The 19,712-nt window shown below is 52.9% G+C and carries 19 protein-coding genes; 11 read left to right on the top strand and 8 right to left on the bottom strand.

What is annotated here, in order from left to right; genetic code table 11:
• Nucleotides 1–373 precede the first annotated feature (373 nt).
• The 8 genes from hinT (at nt 374) to WH279_RS05110 (ending at nt 6,555) form a co-directional block, all read left to right on the top strand.
• On the top strand, nt 374–724 hold the full coding sequence (hinT, locus tag WH279_RS05075) for a purine nucleoside phosphoramidase (protein WP_133842848.1): 351 nt from the start codon (nt 374–376) through the stop codon (nt 722–724).
• Between the two features lie 26 nt (nt 725–750).
• Nucleotides 751–1,119: a YcfL family protein gene (locus WH279_RS05080; RefSeq protein WP_133842850.1), complete on the top strand. Its 369-nt coding sequence runs from the start codon at nt 751–753 to the stop codon at nt 1,117–1,119.
• Nucleotides 1,120–1,166: 47 nt separating this feature from the next.
• On the top strand, nt 1,167–1,733 hold the full coding sequence (gene lpoB / locus WH279_RS05085; protein ID WP_200641055.1) for a penicillin-binding protein activator LpoB: 567 nt from the start codon (nt 1,167–1,169) through the stop codon (nt 1,731–1,733).
• A 22-nt stretch (nt 1,734–1,755) separates the two neighbouring features.
• Nucleotides 1,756–2,562, top strand: coding sequence for a thiamine kinase (gene thiK / locus WH279_RS05090; protein ID WP_234472151.1), 807 nt, complete (start codon nt 1,756–1,758; stop codon nt 2,560–2,562).
• A 10-nt stretch (nt 2,563–2,572) separates the two neighbouring features.
• Complete coding sequence (gene nagZ / locus WH279_RS05095; protein ID WP_339455190.1) at nt 2,573–3,604, top strand: beta-N-acetylhexosaminidase; 1,032 nt, start codon at nt 2,573–2,575, stop codon at nt 3,602–3,604.
• A 39-nt stretch (nt 3,605–3,643) separates the two neighbouring features.
• Nucleotides 3,644–4,186 carry an alpha/beta hydrolase YcfP gene (ycfP, locus tag WH279_RS05100; RefSeq protein ID WP_200641053.1) on the top strand — a complete coding sequence of 181 codons (543 nt, stop codon included), beginning with the start codon at nt 3,644–3,646 and terminating at the stop codon, nt 4,184–4,186.
• A 246-nt stretch (nt 4,187–4,432) separates the two neighbouring features.
• Nucleotides 4,433–5,737, top strand: a complete 1,305-nt coding sequence (locus WH279_RS05105) for an NAD(P)/FAD-dependent oxidoreductase (RefSeq protein ID WP_200640411.1) — start codon at nt 4,433–4,435, stop codon at nt 5,735–5,737.
• Nucleotides 5,738–6,015: 278 nt separating this feature from the next.
• The gene (locus WH279_RS05110) at nt 6,016–6,555 is read left to right on the top strand and encodes a glycine zipper 2TM domain-containing protein (protein WP_133842860.1); all 540 of its coding nucleotides are present in this window, start codon (nt 6,016–6,018) and stop codon (nt 6,553–6,555) included.
• A gap of 55 nt (nt 6,556–6,610) precedes the next feature.
• Here WH279_RS05110 and mfd read toward each other — a convergent pair whose 3' ends face one another.
• Nucleotides 6,611–10,057, bottom strand: a complete 3,447-nt coding sequence (mfd, locus tag WH279_RS05115) for a transcription-repair coupling factor (RefSeq protein ID WP_339455191.1) — start codon at nt 10,055–10,057, stop codon at nt 6,611–6,613.
• A 114-nt stretch (nt 10,058–10,171) separates the two neighbouring features.
• Nucleotides 10,172–10,381, bottom strand: coding sequence for a hypothetical protein (locus WH279_RS05120; RefSeq protein ID WP_339455192.1), 210 nt, complete (start codon nt 10,379–10,381; stop codon nt 10,172–10,174).
• A 207-nt stretch (nt 10,382–10,588) separates the two neighbouring features.
• Between WH279_RS05120 and dgcQ the strand changes: the two genes are divergently transcribed.
• A complete protein-coding gene (gene dgcQ / locus WH279_RS05125; protein ID WP_339455193.1) occupies nt 10,589–12,241 on the top strand; it encodes a cellulose biosynthesis regulator diguanylate cyclase DgcQ in 1,653 nt (550 codons plus the stop codon).
• On the opposite strand, the gene WH279_RS05130 is transcribed toward dgcQ, so the two are convergent.
• Nucleotides 12,238–13,458: a glycosyl transferase gene (locus tag WH279_RS05130; protein WP_200640403.1), complete on the bottom strand. Its 1,221-nt coding sequence runs from the start codon at nt 13,456–13,458 to the stop codon at nt 12,238–12,240. The genes dgcQ and WH279_RS05130 overlap by 4 nt on opposite strands.
• Before the next feature lie 27 nt (nt 13,459–13,485).
• Nucleotides 13,486–14,289, bottom strand: a complete 804-nt coding sequence (locus tag WH279_RS05135) for a mannosyl-3-phosphoglycerate phosphatase-related protein (protein WP_339455194.1) — start codon at nt 14,287–14,289, stop codon at nt 13,486–13,488.
• A 712-nt stretch (nt 14,290–15,001) separates the two neighbouring features.
• Between WH279_RS05135 and WH279_RS05140 the strand changes: the two genes are divergently transcribed.
• Nucleotides 15,002–15,160: a YqaE/Pmp3 family membrane protein gene (locus tag WH279_RS05140; protein WP_200640399.1), complete on the top strand. Its 159-nt coding sequence runs from the start codon at nt 15,002–15,004 to the stop codon at nt 15,158–15,160.
• A gap of 71 nt (nt 15,161–15,231) precedes the next feature.
• Nucleotides 15,232–15,420, top strand: coding sequence for a protein DsrB (gene dsrB / locus WH279_RS05145; protein ID WP_339455195.1), 189 nt, complete (start codon nt 15,232–15,234; stop codon nt 15,418–15,420).
• 68 nt (nt 15,421–15,488) lie between these two features.
• Here dsrB and WH279_RS05150 read toward each other — a convergent pair whose 3' ends face one another.
• From WH279_RS05150 to fliQ, 4 genes are all read right to left on the bottom strand, one after another.
• Entirely contained in the window at nt 15,489–17,201 is a 1,713-nt protein-coding gene (locus tag WH279_RS05150) for a methyl-accepting chemotaxis protein (protein ID WP_339455196.1), read from the bottom strand.
• 159 nt (nt 17,202–17,360) lie between these two features.
• On the bottom strand, nt 17,361–17,996 hold the full coding sequence (rcsA, locus tag WH279_RS05155; RefSeq protein WP_133842878.1) for a transcriptional regulator RcsA: 636 nt from the start codon (nt 17,994–17,996) through the stop codon (nt 17,361–17,363).
• Nucleotides 17,997–18,650: 654 nt separating this feature from the next.
• A complete protein-coding gene (gene fliR, locus WH279_RS05160; RefSeq protein WP_133842880.1) occupies nt 18,651–19,436 on the bottom strand; it encodes a flagellar biosynthetic protein FliR in 786 nt (261 codons plus the stop codon).
• On the bottom strand, nt 19,436–19,705 hold the full coding sequence (fliQ, locus tag WH279_RS05165) for a flagellar biosynthesis protein FliQ (protein WP_133842882.1): 270 nt from the start codon (nt 19,703–19,705) through the stop codon (nt 19,436–19,438). Before fliQ ends, fliR begins: the two co-directional genes overlap by 1 nt.
• Nucleotides 19,706–19,712: the final 7 nt, after the last annotated feature.

Here is a 19,712-nt window from a genome sequence, read left to right on the forward strand (position 1 = left end):
CAGGAAAACTCCTTGCGCGATGGGGTGGCTTTAGCCACAGGTTCCGGACAACTCATACGGATGCTGGAAAAATAGAGCGTTCGCGATGGCTGAACCTTGCCGTTTTTGCCATCTGAGGCAACAAAGTGGCAAAATGGCCGTCATCGGTGTGTCACACATCTAAATTTATAAAACAGTGTTTTGTTTTTATCGAAAGTGACGGTTCATTTTATTGATGGACAGCACAGAAAGAGGGTGAAGGGCAACGCTGAGAGAGAGAAATGCCGTAAAGCCGAGCGATTAACCAAAGAAAAGTCAGTTGCAGGTTGAAAGAAAACGATTCTCTCGCTCATACTGCGATAACGTTAACGACATGAACACAAGGACAGATAGCATGGCTGAAGAAACCATTTTCAGTAAAATTATCCGCCGTGAACTCCCGGCCGACATCGTCTATCAGGATGAACTGGTCACGGCATTTCGCGATATTTCCCCGCAGGCACCGACGCATATTCTCATCATTCCTAACCTGCTGATTGCCACGGCTAACGATGCTGTCGCCGGGCATGAAGCCGCACTGGGACGTATGATCACCGTAGCGGCTAAAATCGCGAAGGATGAAGGGATTGCTGAAGACGGCTACCGTTTGATCATGAACTGCAATAAACACGGCGGTCAGGAGGTTTATCATATCCACCTGCATCTTGTCGGTGGCCGACCTTTAGGCCCAATGCTGGCGTCCTGAACGCCAACAAATACGGACATAATCCTATGCGGGCAAGCGTAACGGCCATCACGTTACTGATAGCATTAACCGGATGCAGCAGCGATCGTACTGCCATCAATACCTCACAGTCACTGGTGATGGAATCGTCAGTATTGTCAGCGGGGATCACGACCGACGAACCGACGATCCGCGAGACAGAAGGGCAACAGCGCGCGTCAACGGTGCTATTTAATCAGCAGGAAAAACCGGTCCAGGTGACCTACCGTTTCTATTGGTATGATGACAAAGGGCTGGAAATCTTGCCGTTTGAACGACCTCATACCCTGACGGTACCCGCTCATGGTAAAGCCGAAATTTCATCTCAAACCGGTAATCTGACGGCGAGCAAAGTTCGTCTCTATCTGTATCTGTAAGGAGTTATCGCGTGAACAGCAACATCGTTAAACGCTCAGGAGTGCTGATGCTGGCGCTTTTTCTGAGCGGCTGTGTATTTTTTCAGAAGCAACAGGAAACGGCCCCCCCTGCGCCCGTTGAACCGGTGCAGCCACCGATTACTGTGCCGGAACAGCCAAAAGCAGAGCCGGGCCAGAACGTGCCACCGCCGCCGAAAATGCAAACCCTCAACTGGCCAGCCAGTGTTTCTCCGCTGATTGCCCAGATGCTCAAAGCGGACGGCGTTACCCCTGGCGGCGTGCTGCTGGTGGATAATGTAAAAAACAGCACCAACGGCAGCCTGCAAAGTGCTAAAGCGACGGCTGCGCTGCAAAGTGCGTTGAAGGATAACACCCAGTTTACGCTGGTGACGCCACAACAACTGGCAGTAGCGAAGCAGACGCTCGGTCTGTCAGCGGATGACAGCCTGGTCTCACGCAGTAAAGCGGTGGGTCTGGCGCGTTACGTGGGTGCACAGTATGTGCTGTACAGCAATGCGGAAGGTGAGGTGAAATCACCCACGCTGCAAATGCAGTTAATGCTGGTGCAGACCGGCGAAATCATCTGGTCAGGCAGCGGTGCCGTTGTGCACTGATCCCGCCCTTGAGCGGCTGATCATGCAACAATTTCCGGCGGCGCGAGCCGCCGCTTCTTTTTCCCCCCTTGAGGGATTGAGCGGCTGCAGTGTTCAGGTTGTGCTTGAAGGGGTTTCCTTGCTGGCCAGGCGTGCCGCAGGGCAGCAGACCATGCCTGGAGTGGATCGCCAGCGTGAATACCGCCTGCTGCGTAAACTGGCCGCCAGCGGCCTTACACCGCGCGTTTATGGACGCAATGCGGACTGGCTGCTTCTGGCCTGGCAGCCGGGTAAAGTGCTGTCGACAGGGCAGTGGGACAGGTGGGTGGAACCCCTGGTCAATGAAGTCGTCCGCTTGCACCGTCAGCCGCTGTCAGGGTATCCCCTACAGCTGTTGCCGCTGCTGATAAGCTACTGGCAGCGCAGCCAGCCTGCGCGGCGCCAGATACACTGGCTGCGGGCGCTAAAGCGCTGTCAGCGGCAGGGAGAGCCGAAACCATTACGCACGGCCGTACTGCATATGGATATTCACTGCGGGAATCTGATCGTCAATGACGGGCGCCTGCGGCTGATTGACTGGGAGTACGCTGGCGATGGCGATGTGGCGCTGGAACTGGCCGCGATCATGATGGGTAACGGGCTGGATGCACAGCAGCAGCAGCGTTTGATTGTCCATTATTCGGAGCAGCAACAATTTGATTATGACCCACTACGACGGCAGGTTGACCGTTGGTTACCGTGGCTCGATCTACTGGCGACCAGCTGGTATGAGTTACGCTGGCAGCAAAGTGGCGAACACCAATTTAAGACGCTGGCAGCCGAGGGCTGGCAGCGCATGTCATCAGGTTAAGAGGTGAAGTGTGGGACCGGTAATGTTAGATGTACAAGGCGGCGAACTGGATGCCGAAGAGCGTGAAATTTTACAACATCCGCTGGTCGGAGGGCTGATCCTGTTCAGCCGTAACTATCACGATCCGGCGCAGCTGCGTGAGCTGGTGCGGCAGATCCGTGTGGCCTCGCGTCATCGTCTGGTGGTGGCGGTTGATCAGGAAGGCGGCCGTGTGCAGCGTTTCCGCGACGGATTTACGCGTCTGCCGGCGATGCAGGCTTTTGCCGCATTACATCGTGGTGAGCAGGCCGAGGCGCTGGCACAGCAGGCAGGCTGGTTGATGGCCTCTGAAATGATTGCAATGGACATTGATATCAGCTTCGCCCCGGTACTGGATATTGGTCACGGCAGCGCGGCCATCGGCGAACGCTCATTCCATGAAAATCCGCAGGTTGCCCTGCAAATGGCGCGTTCATTTATTCGTGGGATGCACGACGCGGGAATGAAAACCACGGGTAAGCATTTCCCGGGACATGGTGCTGTAAGTGCGGATTCCCATAAAGAAACCCCACGTGATACGCGCAGTGAAGCCGAGATCCGTCAGCATGATATGCCAATCTTCAGGCAGTTGATTGCGGAAAAGGCGCTGGATGCGATTATGCCGGCCCACGTTATCTATACTGAAGTTGATCCACGCCCGGCCAGCGGTTCGTCGCACTGGCTGAAAACCGTGCTGCGTCAGGAGCTGGGCTTTGACGGCGTCATCTTTTCAGATGATTTGTCGATGGAAGGTGCGGCTATTATGGGCAGCTATGCCGAGCGGGGTCAGGCCGCGTTGGATGCCGGGTGTGACATGATTCTGGTGTGTAATAATCGCCAGGGTGCCGTGAGCGTGTTGGATAACCTGTCGCCGATCAATGCTGAAAGGGTGACGCAGCTTTACCATCGAAGCTCATTTACCCATCAGCAACTGCGTGACTCGACACGCTGGAAAGAGACCAGTGCCACACTGAGTCAATTGCAGGAACGCTGGCAGGAACATAAAGCGGCGGCAGGCATCTGATTTCAGGCTGCCTGCGGCGCATCAACGGTGAGGATGACGATGATTATTTATCTGCACGGTTTTGATTCAAACAGCCCGGGCAACCATGAAAAAGTGTTGCAACTTCAGTTTATTGACCCGGATGTCCGGTTGCTCAGCTACAGCACCCGGCATCCGAAACACGATATGCAGCATCTGCTGAAAGAAACCTACAAGATGTTGCAGCAAAGTGATGACGAACGGCCATTGATTTGCGGTGTGGGTCTGGGCGGCTATTGGGCTGAACGTATCGGCTTCTTGTGTGATGTGCGCCAGGTGATGTTCAACCCTAACCTGTGGCCACAGGAAGTGATGGAAGGCAAAATTGACCGCCCGGAAGAGTATGTTGATATTGCCACCAAATGCGTCGGCAATTTCCGTGAGAAGAACCGTGATCGCTGTATGACCATTCTTTCCCGTCATGACGAGGCGCTTGATAACCAGCGCAGTGCCGAGGCGTTGCAACATTTTTACGAGCTGATATGGGATGAAGTGGAAGGGCATAAATTCAAGAACATCTCCCATCATCTTCCGCGAATCAAAGCGTTCAAATCATTAGGTTAATCCCCGTTTATTTCCCCCCGAAAACAGACTTCATGCCCGCTTAAAGGCGGGCTGGATGCAGGGCCTTTATTCGTACTATTCTTAGTTTTGCTAATAAAATTGACCAGGATCAATTTTCTTAGAACAGATGAATTCCCTCGTGTTATTCTGGCCCCAGCTCGCGAATTAACATCGCCAACCCTATGTTTACTAAGGTTATTTATTTAACTTTTAGTTAACGATTGGTTTACTTTTAGAGAGGGTCGTTTGACAACACCTATGAAAAAAATTGTAATCATTGGCGGAGGTGCCGGAGGTCTTGAACTGGCGACTCAGCTGGGGCACAAACTGGGCCGCAAGAAGAAAGCACACATTACGCTGGTGGATCGTAACCACAGCCATTTGTGGAAACCCTTGTTGCACGAAGTGGCCACCGGGTCGCTGGATGAAGGCATTGACGGCCTGAGCTACCTGGCGCATGCGCACAAACATGGTTTCAGCTTCCAGCTGGGAACGCTGACCAACCTCGATCGTGAGAATAACCGTCTGCAACTGGCTGAAATTCGCGATGCGCAGGGTGAGCTGCTGGTACCGGAGCGAGAGCTGGCGTATGACACGCTGGTGATGGCGCTGGGGAGCACCTCAAACGATTTTGGTACGCCGGGCGTAAAAGACAACTGTATCTTCCTCGACAACCCACACCAGGCCCGCCGTTTCCACAACGAGATGCTGAACCTGTTCCTGAAGTTCTCCGCCAGTGAGGGGACGCAGGATAAGGTTAATATCGCTATCGTCGGCGCAGGTGCTACGGGCGTTGAACTGTCAGCCGAGCTGCATAACGCGGTGAAGCAGCTGCACAGTTATGGCTATAAAGGTCTGGACAGCCAGGCGCTGAACGTGACGCTGGTGGAAGCCGGTGAACGTATTCTGCCTGCACTGCCACCACGCATCTCCAGCGCTGCTCACAGCGAGCTGGCCAAGTTGGGTGTACGCGTGCTGACACAGACGATGGTGACCAGCGCGGATAAAAAAGGCCTGAACACCAAGAGCGGCGAATTTATTGATGCCGATCTGATGGTCTGGGCGGCGGGGATCAAGGCACCGGACTTTATGAAAGAGCTGGGTGGGCTGGAAACCAACCGTATTAACCAGCTGGTGGTTGAGCCAACCTTACAGACGACCCGTGATCCGAACATCTACGCGATTGGCGACTGTGCGTCCTGTGCGTTGCCGTCCGGTGGTTTTGTTCCTCCGCGTGCTCAGTCCGCACATCAGATGGCCTCACGCGTGCTGGCCAATATTCTGGCGGAGATGAAAGGGCAACCGCAGAAGCCGTATGTCTATAAAGATCACGGTTCACTGGTCTCACTGTCCCGCTTCAGCACCGTGGGGAGTCTGATGGGCAATCTGATGCGTGGTTCGATGATGGTCGAGGGGCGTATTGCGCGTTTCGTCTATATCTCGCTGTACCGCATGCACCAGGTTGCGCTGCACGGTTACTTTAAAACTGGGTTGATGGTGCTGGTGGGCAGTATCAACCGCGCGATCCGTCCACGCCTCAAGCTGCACTAAGCTGTAAAAAACGGCTTATACTCCCGGATGACTGTCTGTGGGGGTATAAGCCGTTCTTCTGACTCACCCCCTCATCCCCTCTGATAAGAACTCTCTTAAAAACTTTCTCTTATCATGCCTGATCCGATTTTCGTCCAGTATTCTTATTGTCACAATCCCCGGCTGGTAGCAGAATTCTTATCAATTACCACGGCGCGTCGCGCACGCCGAATATGCCGCACCTGTTCAGGATGTCGCAGTAATCAAGAATGCGCGGTAACAATGTCAGGAGGTTTCCTGTGAATAAATCAATGTTAGCGGGTATTGGTATTGGTGTTGTGGCTGCACTCGGTGTAGCGGCGGTGGCCAGTATGAATGTGTTCGATCGCAGCCCACAGTTCGCGCAGGTACTTTCAGCCACGCCGATTAAAGAGACCCTGAAGAATCCACGTCAGGAGTGCCGTAACGTCACGCTGACTCATCGTCGCGCTGTTCAGGATGAAAACCGCATCGCCGGTTCCGTGCTGGGTGCTGTTGCCGGTGGTGTGCTGGGTCACCAGTTTGGTGGCGGTCGTGGTCGTGATGTTGCCACCGTGGCCGGGGCGCTGGCGGGGGGCTACGGCGGTAACCAGGTCCAGGGTGCATTGCAGGATCGTGATACCTACACCACGACCGAGCAGCGTTGTAAGACGGTCTATGATAAGCAGGAAAAAATGCTGGGTTATGACGTCACTTATAAGATTGGCGACCAGCAGGGTAAAATCCGCATGGAGAATGACCCGGGTACACGTATTCCGTTAGACGATAATGGTCAGCTGGTGCTGAGTAATAAAGCGTAAGTCAGCAGGTTGACGCTATACGATAAAAAGGGACCTTATGGTCCCTTTTTTGATGTCAGCCCGTGGCATTCTCCAGCATCTGCTGCATGAACGTCTGCACCCACTTCATCCGCACCTTACGTTCGCCCAGCTCACGGATAAATTTCAGACGCGTTGGCCCATCCAGACGCCAGTGCTGCGGCTCCTTCTGTAACAGACCAATCAGCCACACCGGATCGACCTTGTTTTTCTCGGCAAACTCAACGAAACCGCCTTTCTCACTGGCTTCGACCTTGCGGATGCCCAGCGTTTTCGCCACCAGACGCATAGACGCGATATCCAGCAGATTGCGTGCCGCATCCGGCAGCAAGCCGAAACGGTCAATCAGCTCAACCTTCAGATCATCCAGTTCACCCGGCTGCACGGCGCTGGCAATGCGTTTATAGAATGAAAGACGGGTATTCACATCAGGGATAAAGTCATCCGGCAGTAGCGCAGGCATACGCAGCTCGATCTCGGTCTGATTGTTGGTCAGGTCCTCGAGCGAGGGTTCTCGTCCCTCTTTTAATGCATCGACGGCATTTTCAAGCAGTTCCATATACAGCGAGAATCCAATGGTTTCCATCTGGCCGCTTTGACCTTCACCCAGCAACTCCCCGGCACCACGAATTTCCAGATCGTGCGTGGCGAGCGCAAATCCGGCACCCAGATCCTCTAACGACGCAAGGGCGTCCAGACGTTTGTGCGCATCGGTGGTCATCGATTTTGGATGTGGCGTCAGCAGCCAGGCATAGGCCTGATGGTGCGAACGCCCGACACGACCACGTAACTGATGCAACTGTGCCAGGCCAAAGTGATCGGCGCGTTCGATGATGATGGTGTTCGCGGTCGGGATATCAATACCGGTTTCAATAATGGTGGTACAGACCAGCACGTTAAAACGCTGGTGATGGAAGTCATTCATCACCCGTTCCAGCTCGCGCTCACGCATCTGACCGTGACCGACGGCCACACGGGCTTCCGGCACCAGTTCCGACAGGCGTTTTGCCGCCTTTTCAATATTCTCAACGTCGTTGTACAGGTAATACACCTGACCGCCGCGCAGTACCTCACGCAGGATGGCCTCGCGCACCACCATATCGTCATATTCACGCACGAAGGTTTTCACCGCCAGACGACGCGCAGGTGGCGTGGCTATAATCGACAGATCGCGCATTCCGCTCATCGCCATATTCAGCGTACGCGGGATCGGCGTGGCGGTGAGCGTCAGGATATCCACGTCAGCGCGCATCGCTTTGATACGCTCTTTATGGCGCACGCCAAAGCGATGTTCTTCATCGACAATCAGTAACCCCAGATCGCGCCATTTGATGTCGTTCTGCAGCAGCTTATGGGTGCCGATAAGAATATCGACCTTACCCTCCTGCGCTTCTGCCAGCACCTGTGTCTGTTCTTTGGCGGTACGAAAACGTGACAGCATCTCAATACGCACTGGCCAGTTGGCAAAACGGTCGCGGAAGTTGTCGTAATGCTGCTGGGCCAGCAGGGTGGTCGGCACCAGTACGGCAACCTGTTTATGATTTTCCACGGCCAGGAAGGCGGCACGCATGGCCACTTCGGTTTTACCGAAGCCAACATCGCCGCACACCAGGCGATCCATTGCCAGCGGCTGGCACATATCGCTCAGTACCGCGTTGATGGCCTGCGCCTGGTCCGGGGTGGTTTCAAAAGGGAAACTCTCACAGAACAACTGATACTGCTGTTTGTCGTGTTTAAACGCGAACCCGGTTTTTGCCTCGCGTTGTGCGTAGATATCCAGCAGCTCTGCTGCAACATCACGCACTTTCTCGGCTGCTTTTTGCCGTGCACGTGACCAGGCATCGCTGCCCAGTTTGTGCAGTGGAGCATTCTCTTCTGCGCCGCCGGCATAACGACTGATCAGATGCAGTGACGAGACCGGCACATATAACTTGGCATCCCCGGCATAGGCCAGCATCAGATACTCGGCCTGAATCCCCCCCGTTTCCAGGGTAGTGAGGCCAATGTAGCGGCCAACGCCGTGCTCCAGATGCACCACGGGTTGTCCTGGACGCAGCTCGGCGAGGTTACGGATCAGGACATCCGGGTTAATGGTCCGGCGGCTATCCTGGCGGCGGCGACTGACGCGCTCCCCCAGCAGATCGCTTTCACAGATCAGGGCGCGGTTGCGCAGCCGGTCAATAAAGCCGTGTTCGCTGGCACCAATTAACAGATAGTGACCGGGCTGGTCGGCCTGCGGCAGCGAGTCGATAGCCGTGGGTTTTAACTTGATGCGTGCCAGCAATTCCTGCAACGTTTCACGGCGGCCTTCGCTTTCCACCGAGAACACCACCGGGCCATCGAAAGACTCAAGGAAACGGCGCAACGCATCCAGCGGGGCTTTGGCCTGTGCCTGTACGGCGAGGTCCGGCAACGTTTCATAACGCAGGTTGGTATTGGCAGCTTTGTCAGCCAGCAGGTCGGTTTTCAACTGTACGCGAGGCCACAGCTTCAGTTCACTGAACAACTCATCCGTACGCAGCCACAGCGTTGGAGGCGGTAGCAATGGGCGCATCGGGTCGACGCGACGGTTTTCATAACGCGCATTGACGTCCTGCCAGAAGCGCTCAGCGCTGCTTTCCATATCGCCGGAAATCACCAGCAGCGTGGTGGCCGGCATATAGCTGAACAGTGCGGGAAGGGGCTGCTCAAAAAACAGTGGCTGCCAGTACTCAATCCCGGTAGGCAACGTCCCTTTACTCACCTGCTGATAAATATGTTCGGGTTCACGGCGCACATCAAAATGCTCGCGCCACTGGGTGCGAAACAGCTCGATGGCTTTTTTATCAGTCGGGAATTCATGGGCGGGCAGCAGGTCGATCGCTGTCACTTCCTCCTGCGTTCGCTGACTGTCGATATCGAACAGACGCAGGCTGTCAATTTCATCATCAAAGAAGTCGATGCGATAGGGACGTTCACTGCCCATCGGATAGAGGTCGAGCAGGGCGCCACGGGTAGCAAATTCACCGTGCGCCATGACCTGGTCTACGCTGCGATAACCCGCTTGTTCAAGCTGGGCACGCAGCTTATCACGCGAGAGCTTCTGCCCTTTTTTCATCACCAGCGCGTGCCCGTGCAGGAAGTTATGCGGGCAAACGCGCTGCATCAGGGTATTGACCGGCATAATCAGTAACCCGCGCTCCAGCCCGGGAAGTTGATATAAAGTGGAAAGCCGGGAGGAGATGATTTCCTGATGGGGAGAAAAACTGTCGTACGGAAGGGTTTCCCAGTCTGCCAGCGCCATCACGGGATGGGAGGTAAACTGTTTAATTTCATCCTGCAGGCGCAGTGCATTCTGCATATCCTGCGCAATCAAAATCACCAGACCATGATGACGTTCAACCATTTCGGCACATTCAACGGCGCAGGCCGCGCCAGTCAGTTGCCCCAGTTGGCGCTGGTCACCTGCTTTGGTTGGCAGGTCATAACGGTAGAGTTCAGACATATAAGTTAGACGGTCTCTTCACAAAAGGGAGATCGGGAACCCTGGCGTGCCGGTTGGTCCCGATTCAGCTAGATGCAGTATACCTTGATTTTAGCGCTTGTTGGGGGCAGCACGTTATTTTGGTGATTGTTGACCATCATGCATTCTTGGGCGGTCAATATTCGCCCATATCAGTTCGTTTTCAGCGTGATAGCTGTGGTTTCCGTCATCCCACTTGATGTAATATCCTGCGGATCGGTCGCTTTGATCGAAGACGTTAAGGACCACACCTTTAATCTGTCCCGTTTTATGGCGCACAATACTGCCTTTAGGAAATCTGGCCATTACTACCTCCTGTACCAGCAGGGCCTCAGGCGAATACTCTTTACAGTAATAGCGCTATTTTCACCCTGTTGAAAGGGGTTTGGCCTGAAGGAGATCAATAAAAATGTCATCACTCTTTCGTACGAACGCCGCGTGCTGGCTGCGCAGTAGGCAGCGGTCTAAACTGTGTAAAAACCAAGAAGAGTAGCGGCGGAGAATGCTTAAGTTATGCCTGACAACAATTCGCGTTTTTTTCGACCTAAAAACATTGTTCATTTGTGTTTTGCGATTGTCTTTGCCTTCTCCAGCATTTTAACCGTGCATGAAGCAATGGTGCTGAAATCTTCACATGATACCACCCAGCGTGCCTGGCTGACTCAGGCGGGCAGCAACCTTGAGCGACAGTGGCAGCAAAGTATTGATGAGATGTTCTTCTTTCGTAATTTGCTGCGCCATGCGCTTGGTGATCCGCTGGAAACCGATAAATCCCGTGATGCGTTAACCGTCTTTGCTGGCGAGCGGCAAAGCCCGCTGTGGAGCATCTCTATTAATACCGAGCGCAGCATCCCGATCGCGGGAATTTCCGATGCTGCCGTACAGCGCCTGCCGTTACTCGACCGCAGCGATCCACAGCGCCTGAACGATGAGCTAACTGCCGCGCTGGAGATGAGCTACATCCTGCAGTTCAACAATCCTCAACAGGATTTTCACTACCGCCTCTGGTATATCTCGCGCGCCGGTTTTTATCTGAGTTCAGTGCCGGACGATCATGCAGAGACGATGACAAGCTACAGCCGCGTTATCAACCGCCCTTATTTCCTCAGTGCCAGCCCGGAACAAAACCCTCAGCGCAGGCTGCGCTGGTCTGGAACCTATCGCTCCGTCGATAACGAAGGGGATGTGGTGACGGTGGCTCTGCCCGTCGACCATCACCAATACTGGTATGGCGTTCTGGCGATGGATTTTTCCACCCATGTCATTCAACAGTACTTAAAGCACGCCCTTCCCAAGTGGCAGGACGGCAGCATCATCTTGTTCGATAGCCGCCAGCACGCGGTGGCGATTTCGGATGGTCAATCGCTGAAGGAACACGGACTCGATGCTGCACAGGTGGCCAATATTTTCAGCCAGGTTACTTCGAACCAAAGTGGGCAGATCCGTTCAGGAATGCAGTTAATCACCTGGATGCATTTACAAAACTTCGACGGACTGCTGGTCAATGTGCAAACCCTGCCTGAAGCGCTGCAGGGTGAAGCGGGGCGGGTCATGCTGATACTGCTGCTGATGTGGATGCTGTTCAGCCTGACGCTGCTGGCGTCACATCAGGCGATCATTCGTATGACCGGGCGATTATTGACCCTTCAGGAAACCCTGAGCTGGCGCGCGAACTATGATGGTTTGACCCGCCTGTTAAACCGCAGTGCCTTTTTCGACCATGCTGAACGCCTGTCAGCGTTCTGCGAACGTCATCAGCAGCCTGTTTCTCTGATTCAGCTCGATCTTGACCACTTTAAATCGGTGAACGATACGCTCGGGCATCATGCGGGCGATGTGGTGTTGACCCACGCGGCGGCCATCATCGCCAGCGCCGTGCGAAAAGTGGATGTGCTGGGACGGGTAGGCGGCGAAGAATTTTGCATTGTCTTACCCGATACCGGGCTGGTAGAGGCAGTAGAAATAGCGGAGCTAATTCGCGGCAAGCTGGCCTCAAAAGAGGTGTTGATTGACGCCACTCATACGCTGAAGGTGACCGCCTCCCTGGGCGTGAGCAGCAGCGAAGAGCAGCAGGAGTACCAGATAGATGCCCTGCAATCGGTGGCAGATGGCCGGCTTTATCAGGCAAAAGCCGCCGGCCGTAACTGCGTTAATAGCGGAGCTTAAACGTCGCCGCTGTTATCATCTTCGACCGCCTGATAAATGCGTTGCATGATATCAGGAAAGGCGGACTGTACCCGGCCCCAGCTGGGGATAAACGGCTTCTCATTCGGGCGTTCGATAAAGGCTTGTCCTGCATCAAGAATCGACTGTGTAAAGGTTTCGACGGCGGCTTCTTCTGCATGTTGATCGAACGTCAGGCCGTTCATGGTCGCTTCATGGTGGTAGATTTCCATCATATCCAGCGCATTGCGATAATAGGTTGCTTTCAGTACGCGGAAGGAATCGCTGGTGATACTGACCCCCATCGTGGCCATTTTGCGCAGTAGCGACTGCACAATGTCGTTGCTCATGCGCTTCAGACCGCCGGTGCCGTCCTCTTCAGCCAGCGGCTGATGCTTATGATCGTAATTATCCGCGATCTCTACCTGGCAGCTCTGACGGGTGGTGTAGTTGCGGTATATTTCTGACAGTACACCGATCTCCAGTCCCCAGTCGCCCGGCAGCTTGATGCCGTTCAACACATGCGTGCGCATGGCGAACTCCCCGGAAAGGGGATAGCGAAAGCTGGTCAGGTAGTCCAGATACTCAGAGTGGCCGTACACTTTTTGCAGCGAACGTAACAGCGGCCCGACCAGCAGTCGCCCCACACGACCGTTCAGCTTGTTATCGGCGACCCGCGCATAGAAACCTTTGCAGAATTCATACTGAAAGCTGGGGTTAGCCAGGGGATAGAGCAGGCGGGCCAGCATTCCCCGTTCATAGGTAACAATATCGCAGTCGTGCAGCGCCACGCAGGCCGACTTATCGGACGCCAGGGTATAGCCGGTGCAAAACCAGACGTTACGGCCCTTTCCAGGTTGAGAAGGCGATAGTCCCTCTTTGTCCAGCTCCGCATCCAGCGCTTTCAGGCGAGGTCCATCGTTCCACAAAATACGATGACGCTGTGGCAGACGCGAAAAGAACTCGCGGGCGAGCAGAAACTGGTCGCGGTCCGCGCGATCCAGCCCGATAACGATCTCAGACAGGTAGGGGACTTTTGCCAGTTCATCGACAATATGACTGAGGGCGGGACCTTCCAGTTCGGAAAAGAGTGAAGGCAGGATCAACCCCATTTTGCGCTTGCGTGAAAAGCGCACCAGATCTTTTTCCAGCGCCTCTACGGAGCGTCCGGTCAGATTATGAAAATTCGTTATCACGCCATTTTGGTAAAAATCGCTCATCGCTTACCCCTTAAAAATCGCCTCAGTTTACTGAGTGATAAAATGCGCCAGCCCTTCGCTCCAGCCTTCGGGGCCAAAATGCGCGGTATGATAGATATGATGTTTGTCCTGCCGTTGCAGGATGATGGGATTTTTACTGTAGCCTTTGATCACGACGGCATAATCGACGGCATCCAGCATCGGCGCATCGTTGGGGCCATCGCCCAGTCCGATGGTGACGGGCGGTTTATCTCCCTGCGCGGTGTGCTGAAGCAGCCAGCGCAGTGCGGCACCTTTTCCGCTGCCCTGACGCATGACATGCCAGAAGCGTCCGCCCTGAACTAACGTCAATGCCCGGACTTCCAGTTGCTGGCAGAAAAGTGCGAACTGTTCACTGCTATCACGCCAGATAAGGCTTTCGGAGGCTTCGCGCAATCGGGCCAGAGCAGCATCATGGGGCGTCAGTCCCGTCCATTCGGAAACCTCTTTTTCGCTCACCTCAGAAAAACCGGTGAACTTAAAGCCATACTGCTGCTTCAGCTGTGCTAACTGCAGGCACAATGAAGGGTAATCAACTGGGCTTTCAGTAAGGTGTGGTAAGGACGTACGGGCGAGACCATCACTCACGACGGCACCATTTTCAGCAATAAAAGGCGCACCGCTTAGCCCGAGTGCACGCTGTAGTGGAATAATTTCTGCTGCGGTTTTGCTTGAGCAGATCACCAGCGGAATGTGGTTCGCCTGCAAACGTGCCAGCCAGGGTTCAGCAGGCTGCCAGCTGTAGGTGTGGTGGTCAAGCAGCGAGCCGTCGAGATCGGTGACGATCATCAGTGGGTCCTGCAACGTCGGCATAAGCCCTACCTCAGAGTGATATTGCTGCGCCGATGATGGGTCAATCGGCAGTAGAACCGTCAGTATAGCTCAGCCATTGCACTGAGAAGGGTGGGGAGGAGATTGAGGCAAGGCTTCCGTTCACTCCAGGAATTATCTTAAAAAAAACAGGGTTAAATAACGGGCGTGATTATCCCGGCAGGAATAAGAAGCCAGATGGGGTGCAGCTTAGCGTCGTTTAAGCTGTACGAAAATTCTCAGGCTGTACACATTAGGCGGTGTATTAAGATTTATCCGAACGTGAGGATCGGTTAGTCTGCTAACGTTAAAGAATTCCCAGATGTAACGAACTTCATTTCCTGTGAGAAACACTTTTATCCCGGCCTGGTTTGGTCGGGATTTTTTTTGCCAGTGGCTATCAGGTCAGGCACTCAGAAGGAATGCACGTTATTCCTGGCAAAAAAAAGCCCGCGCTGCGCGGGCAAAAATCCTTGTTACTTGGGCGCTGCCCACTGAATGGACATCACCGTCTGCCCTTTGGGGTTGGCGCAGTAAGAATATTCTAAGGGGTTATGCCGTGAGAAATCTCACTGTGAAGAGTAAAGAAAGTGAAAAATCCTGACGGGGTAAGGCTTTACCCAGCTTTACCCGCCGCAGACAGTGATGTGAAGCCCCCCTGGCTATACTCTTTGTGCGGGTCATCCCGTGCGATAAAACAGATAATGGAGAATTTATGGACTTCTTACGAATTGTAATTGCGATTCTATTACCCCCACTGGGTGTGTTTATGCAGGTTGGTTTTGCAGGTGCCTTCTGGCTGAATATCCTGCTGACGATATGTGGTTATATCCCCGGCATCGTCCATGCTGTCTGGATCATTGCCCGTCGCTAATCATTGATGTGAGTGCCTGCGCAGTAGGAGATTTTCGGTTAAACTCATCCAAAAATGGCGCAGGAGGGGTTATGAAGGTCAATGAACGGGTAACAGTGAAAACGGATGGCGGACCGCGTCGTGAAGGGACGGTTCTCGCGGTTGAGGACTTCAGTGAAGGCACGATGTTTCTGGTCGCACTCGAGGACTACCCGCTGGGGATCTGGTTCTTTAATGAAGTCGGTCATGACGACGGCATTTTCGTTGAACCGCACCCCTAAGCACTCAGATAACACGTTGGGGGGGCGACCCTTTTTTTCGGTCGCCCCTTCGCCGTGTTATCAACAATTCAGAACGTTTCCCAGTGGTCATTGCTGGTGGACGCCAGCGCAGGCCGTGGGGCGGCTAATGCTTTGGGCTTAATGCCTGTGCTGCTGGTTTTTACTGTGGCTACTGCGGCGCTATTCAATTTAAATGCGGACACCGCCTGAGTCAGGCGCGCGGCTTGTTCTTCCAGAGACGCCGCCGCAGAAGACGCTTCTTCTACCAGTGAGGCGTTCTGCTGGGTGACGTTGTCCATCTCGGTGACCGCCATGCTCACCTGCTGAATGCCTTTACTCTGCTCGTCAGAGGCAGCAGCAATCTCCGCCATAATATCGGTCACCCGACGGACGGCATCAACAATTTCACCCATCGTATTACCGGCGTGGCCAACCTGTGCCGAACCTTTGCCGATCAAATCCACCGATTCAGCAATCAGCCCTTCGATCTCTTTCGCTGCCCCGGCGCTGCGCTGCGCCAGATTGCGCACTTCGCTGGCCACCACGGCAAAACCACGACCTTGCTCACCGGCACGTGCAGCTTCAACGGCGGCGTTCAGTGCCAAAATATTAGTCTGGAAGGCGATGCTGTTAATCACGGTGGTGATTTCGGCAATTTTCTTCGAGCTGGTGGAAATATTATTCATGGTATTTACCACGCCAGTGACAATATCGCCGCCCTGGCGGGCTTTGCCGGAGGCATCAGAGGCGAGCTGGCTGGCGTGATGGGCATTCTCAGCGTTCTGTTTTACCGTCGCCGTCAGCTCTTCCATACTGGCAGCGGTCTGTTCCAGCGCCGAGGCCTGCTGCTCGGTACGGGAGGAGAGGTCGGTATTACCTGCTGATATTTCGCTGGAGCCTTGATAAATCGCCACGGCTCCTTCACGCACGGTGCCAACGGTTTTCACTAAGGCCTGCTGCATCAGCTGCAGATTATTCCCCAGACTGCCAATTTCACTGCGTCCCCAGTTTTGCAGTGGCGCGGTCAGATCGCCACGAGAAATATGTTCAATGCGTTCTACCGCCTGGCGTAATGGGGTAATAACCACCCGGCGCAAGAAGATAAAGGTCGCCAGCGTTAATAACAGCGCAAGGCCAAACGCGCCAGCCATCATAATAAAGCCAACGCGGGTCTGAGACTTCGCCGCGTTATTAAGACCTTCAGCGCGTTCAGTACGCAATTTGATGGCTTTGAAAAGCAGTTCATTATAAGCATCATCCAGCTTACGGGTGTAATCCGTTTCCTGAGCGATCACACCTTCGAAGCTGCCATCGCTGGCGCTTTTAACCATCGGCACCAGCCCCTGGCTGATATAGGCTTCAAAGCGTTTTTCCAGGTCAATATCCAGCGCTTCGCCGGCCGGGGTTTTGACCGGACGGTTCAGATAAACAGCAAAGCTGTCGCGCGCCATTTTGATGCGCTTTTCCGTTGTTGCCAGATTCGCCTTGAATTCGTCCATTTCACCGATACGGGCAGAGGCCCCTGCATGGATCACCGTTAAACGGGCGGTTCGCAGGTGGTTAGAGCTGTTTGAGAGTGCGGTGCGTATCTGGATCTCTTCCGTCACATCATTCAGTGACTGATTACTCTGAATCAAAAAGTAGCTGGCGAGGCCGATACACAGGGCAAAAAGTAGCAAAATTCCGCCAAGAATGGCGGCGAACAATGGAACCAGACGCAGGTGTTGCCAGAAGCTGATAGCCTGATGTTCGTTAGATTGTAATTGTGATTTCATATCCATTGCTCTCTGTCAGGTAGGGACGAAGTCATACTCCGGTCGTCTACAAAACATCGGCATACGGGCTAAAAGGATTAGGGCTGGAAGTGCGAGCAGGCTCACAAAATGAGTATTATCTGATAGGAGGCGGGGGGCCGGTGAGTACCAGCCTCCCCTGGATGATTATCTTACGTTGACATAAATACCGCTGGTAACGTTATCAGTTAAACGAACCACATGATAAATAACCTGCTTGTTATGCGTTTTTATTTTACGTTTGATATTACCTTTGTGTGATGACACCGTTTTCGCTTTTATTTGCATTTTATCTGAAATCTGAATGGTGTCGTGACCTGACATCCACATCTTCAGCATGTTTGACTCCGTCTGACTGAGCGTCAGTGGATGTACGTCGAAGCCCGAAGAATAGCGAGGTGACAGATTAAGTTTCTTTTGAAAGTACGTGCTAAGTAATGAATCCAGGGTCGACGGCTTTATCGATTTTGATGTAATAATCAGATTCTTACGAACGTAGAGATATTCCTCAAAATGGATATTAGAGATGGCCATAAAAATGAAAAACAACGTATCAGGATGCTGCATAATAACGTTTCTGATTCGTTGGCTTGCATCGGATTCATGAATGAAGCAATCTTCATTAATAAAAACAACGCCGGGTTGAAGCTGCTGGCACTTTATTTGTAACTGCTCAATATCGTTAACTGAGGTTATATTTTTCTTTTTAACCCCTTTCACTGCCATATAGTCAGTTAAACCTAGCCGTGTATAGTTACATGAATCCATAATAATCGTTGGCATAATAGCGACCCTCACCAATTTGTTATCCGTTTAAATCAACGATGAATTACGCGCGTTCGGTACGAGAGCAAGAGTTCTGTTTCACGGTCTTGTTATATTTACCCAGCGTTAGCAAAGCTTGCCATTGACGGCGAGGGTACTTAATTCATCCTTGCTGACAGGTAGTTTGAGTTTTGACGAGGTGAAAACCTGTCTGAGTACCAGGGTCAGTGCAAAAGCAGAGGTTCCGCTTAGCAATCTGACTTAACACAGCATTTGACGCAGCTTTCTGCCTGCATCGACACACTATCGCGCAGAAAACAGAAAACTCTGATAGGACGATTCTTAAAAGCATTCATTTTCCGAAAGTGTAGACTCGCGGAGAGCATTGACAATGCCGGAAAATGTATTTTAAAACAAGGAAAACCGCGAAAAATAAAATTTCCATAAAAAACAGTCATTTGAGTGTTTTTTAACCGTTAACTCTTTCGCAACAAATCATCGGTTTGAGGGGATAAAATACGCTAAGTGCGTTTTAATAAGAATGATTTTCATCGTGCTAGTGCATTTATCAGAATTTCCTTAAGGATATTCTGCAAATAATGGCCCAAAAAATACACAGATGTATTTTCAACGCTTAACAATAACTTTGCACAAAAATGAGAATAGGTAAGTTTACTTACCAGGTAATTCACTGAGCAATGTTGCCAGCAAGTCGAACACTTCACTGAACAAATGTTCGCAGAAGGGCGCTAGCAGCGGCATCATCAGGCTAATGAACACCATACCGATTGATAAGGTAACAGGGAAACCAATAGCGAAAACGGAGAGTTGAGGTGAAACGCGGTTTAACAAACCCAGGGCCAGGTTTAAGGTGAGTAACAAAGTGATTAACGGTAGCGCTAATCTCATGCCATTAAGGAAAATCAGGCCTGCCGCTTTGGTCAGGGCCATAAACGCATTGCCGTTGAGCGGTTCCCCGCCGATGGGCAATGTATGAAAACTGTCGGCAACCATCGAAATCAGCCACAGATGACCGTTGAACGACAGAAACAGCAGCATGGCCAGCATATCCAGAAAGCGTGCCAGTACCGGCATATTCAGGCGGCTACTCGGATCGAAGAAGGTGGCAAAGGATAATCCCATCTGCAAACCTATCACTTCACCCGCTGTGCGCACGGCGGCAAACGCAAACTGCATGGTGAAACCAATCGATACGCCAATCAGTATCTGTTGGATTAGCAGCCAGAAACCACCGACAGAGAACAAGGTAACGGTAGTGGGGGGTAAGGAAGGCACCAGTACCCAGGTAATCATCACACCCAGCCCGATTTTGACTTTACGACTGATGGATTTTTCATTTAGCAGCGGCGCAGACATGATTAAAGCCAGCACACGGGCGAGTGGCCAGAAAAGCTGACTTATCCAGAACAACAGTTGACTACTGTCAAAAAGAATCATTATCCGATCATATACGGCAGGTTACTGAACAGAGTGCGCATATAGTCGAGCACCAGGTTCAGCATCCAGGGGCCGGCAATCACGATAGTGGTGACAACCGCCAGGATCTTAGGAATAAAGGAGAGCGTCTGTTCGTTGATCTGGGTTGCCGCCTGCAACAGGCTGATAAGAAAACCACTGACCAGCGCAGCCAGCAGCAGCGGAGCCGCCAGCGCCAGCGCAATCAACATGGCATCATGCCCCAGTACCATTACCGATTCAGGTGTCATTGTCGTG

The sequence above is a fragment of the Erwinia sp. MYb375 genome (assembly GCF_037479175.1).
Taxonomy (GTDB): Bacteria; Pseudomonadota; Gammaproteobacteria; order Enterobacterales; family Enterobacteriaceae; genus Erwinia; species Erwinia rhapontici.

What these genes read in the sequence shown, in the direction of transcription:
- hinT (WP_133842848.1), top strand. Translation starts at nt 374, where the DNA reads ATGGCTGAAGAAACCATTTTCAGTAAAATTATCCGCCGTGAACTCCCG.
- WH279_RS05080 (WP_133842850.1), top strand. Translation starts at nt 751, where the DNA reads ATGCGGGCAAGCGTAACGGCCATCACGTTACTGATAGCATTAACCGGA.
- lpoB (WP_200641055.1), top strand. Translation starts at nt 1,167, where the DNA reads ATGCTGGCGCTTTTTCTGAGCGGCTGTGTATTTTTTCAGAAGCAACAG.
- thiK (WP_234472151.1), top strand. Translation starts at nt 1,756, where the DNA reads ATGCAACAATTTCCGGCGGCGCGAGCCGCCGCTTCTTTTTCCCCCCTT.
- ycfP (WP_200641053.1), top strand. Translation starts at nt 3,644, where the DNA reads ATGATTATTTATCTGCACGGTTTTGATTCAAACAGCCCGGGCAACCAT.
- mfd (WP_339455191.1), bottom strand. Translation starts at nt 10,057, where the DNA reads ATGTCTGAACTCTACCGTTATGACCTGCCAACCAAAGCAGGTGACCAG.
- WH279_RS05120 (WP_339455192.1), bottom strand. Translation starts at nt 10,381, where the DNA reads ATGGCCAGATTTCCTAAAGGCAGTATTGTGCGCCATAAAACGGGACAG.
- dgcQ (WP_339455193.1), top strand. Translation starts at nt 10,589, where the DNA reads ATGCCTGACAACAATTCGCGTTTTTTTCGACCTAAAAACATTGTTCAT.
- WH279_RS05130 (WP_200640403.1), bottom strand. Translation starts at nt 13,458, where the DNA reads ATGAGCGATTTTTACCAAAATGGCGTGATAACGAATTTTCATAATCTG.
- WH279_RS05135 (WP_339455194.1), bottom strand. Translation starts at nt 14,289, where the DNA reads ATGCCGACGTTGCAGGACCCACTGATGATCGTCACCGATCTCGACGGC.
- WH279_RS05140 (WP_200640399.1), top strand. Translation starts at nt 15,002, where the DNA reads ATGGACTTCTTACGAATTGTAATTGCGATTCTATTACCCCCACTGGGT.
- dsrB (WP_339455195.1), top strand. Translation starts at nt 15,232, where the DNA reads ATGAAGGTCAATGAACGGGTAACAGTGAAAACGGATGGCGGACCGCGT.
- WH279_RS05150 (WP_339455196.1), bottom strand. Translation starts at nt 17,201, where the DNA reads ATGGATATGAAATCACAATTACAATCTAACGAACATCAGGCTATCAGC.
- rcsA (WP_133842878.1), bottom strand. Translation starts at nt 17,996, where the DNA reads ATGCCAACGATTATTATGGATTCATGTAACTATACACGGCTAGGTTTA.
- fliR (WP_133842880.1), bottom strand. Translation starts at nt 19,436, where the DNA reads ATGATTCTTTTTGACAGTAGTCAACTGTTGTTCTGGATAAGTCAGCTT.
- fliQ (WP_133842882.1), bottom strand. Translation starts at nt 19,705, where the DNA reads ATGACACCTGAATCGGTAATGGTACTGGGGCATGATGCCATGTTGATT.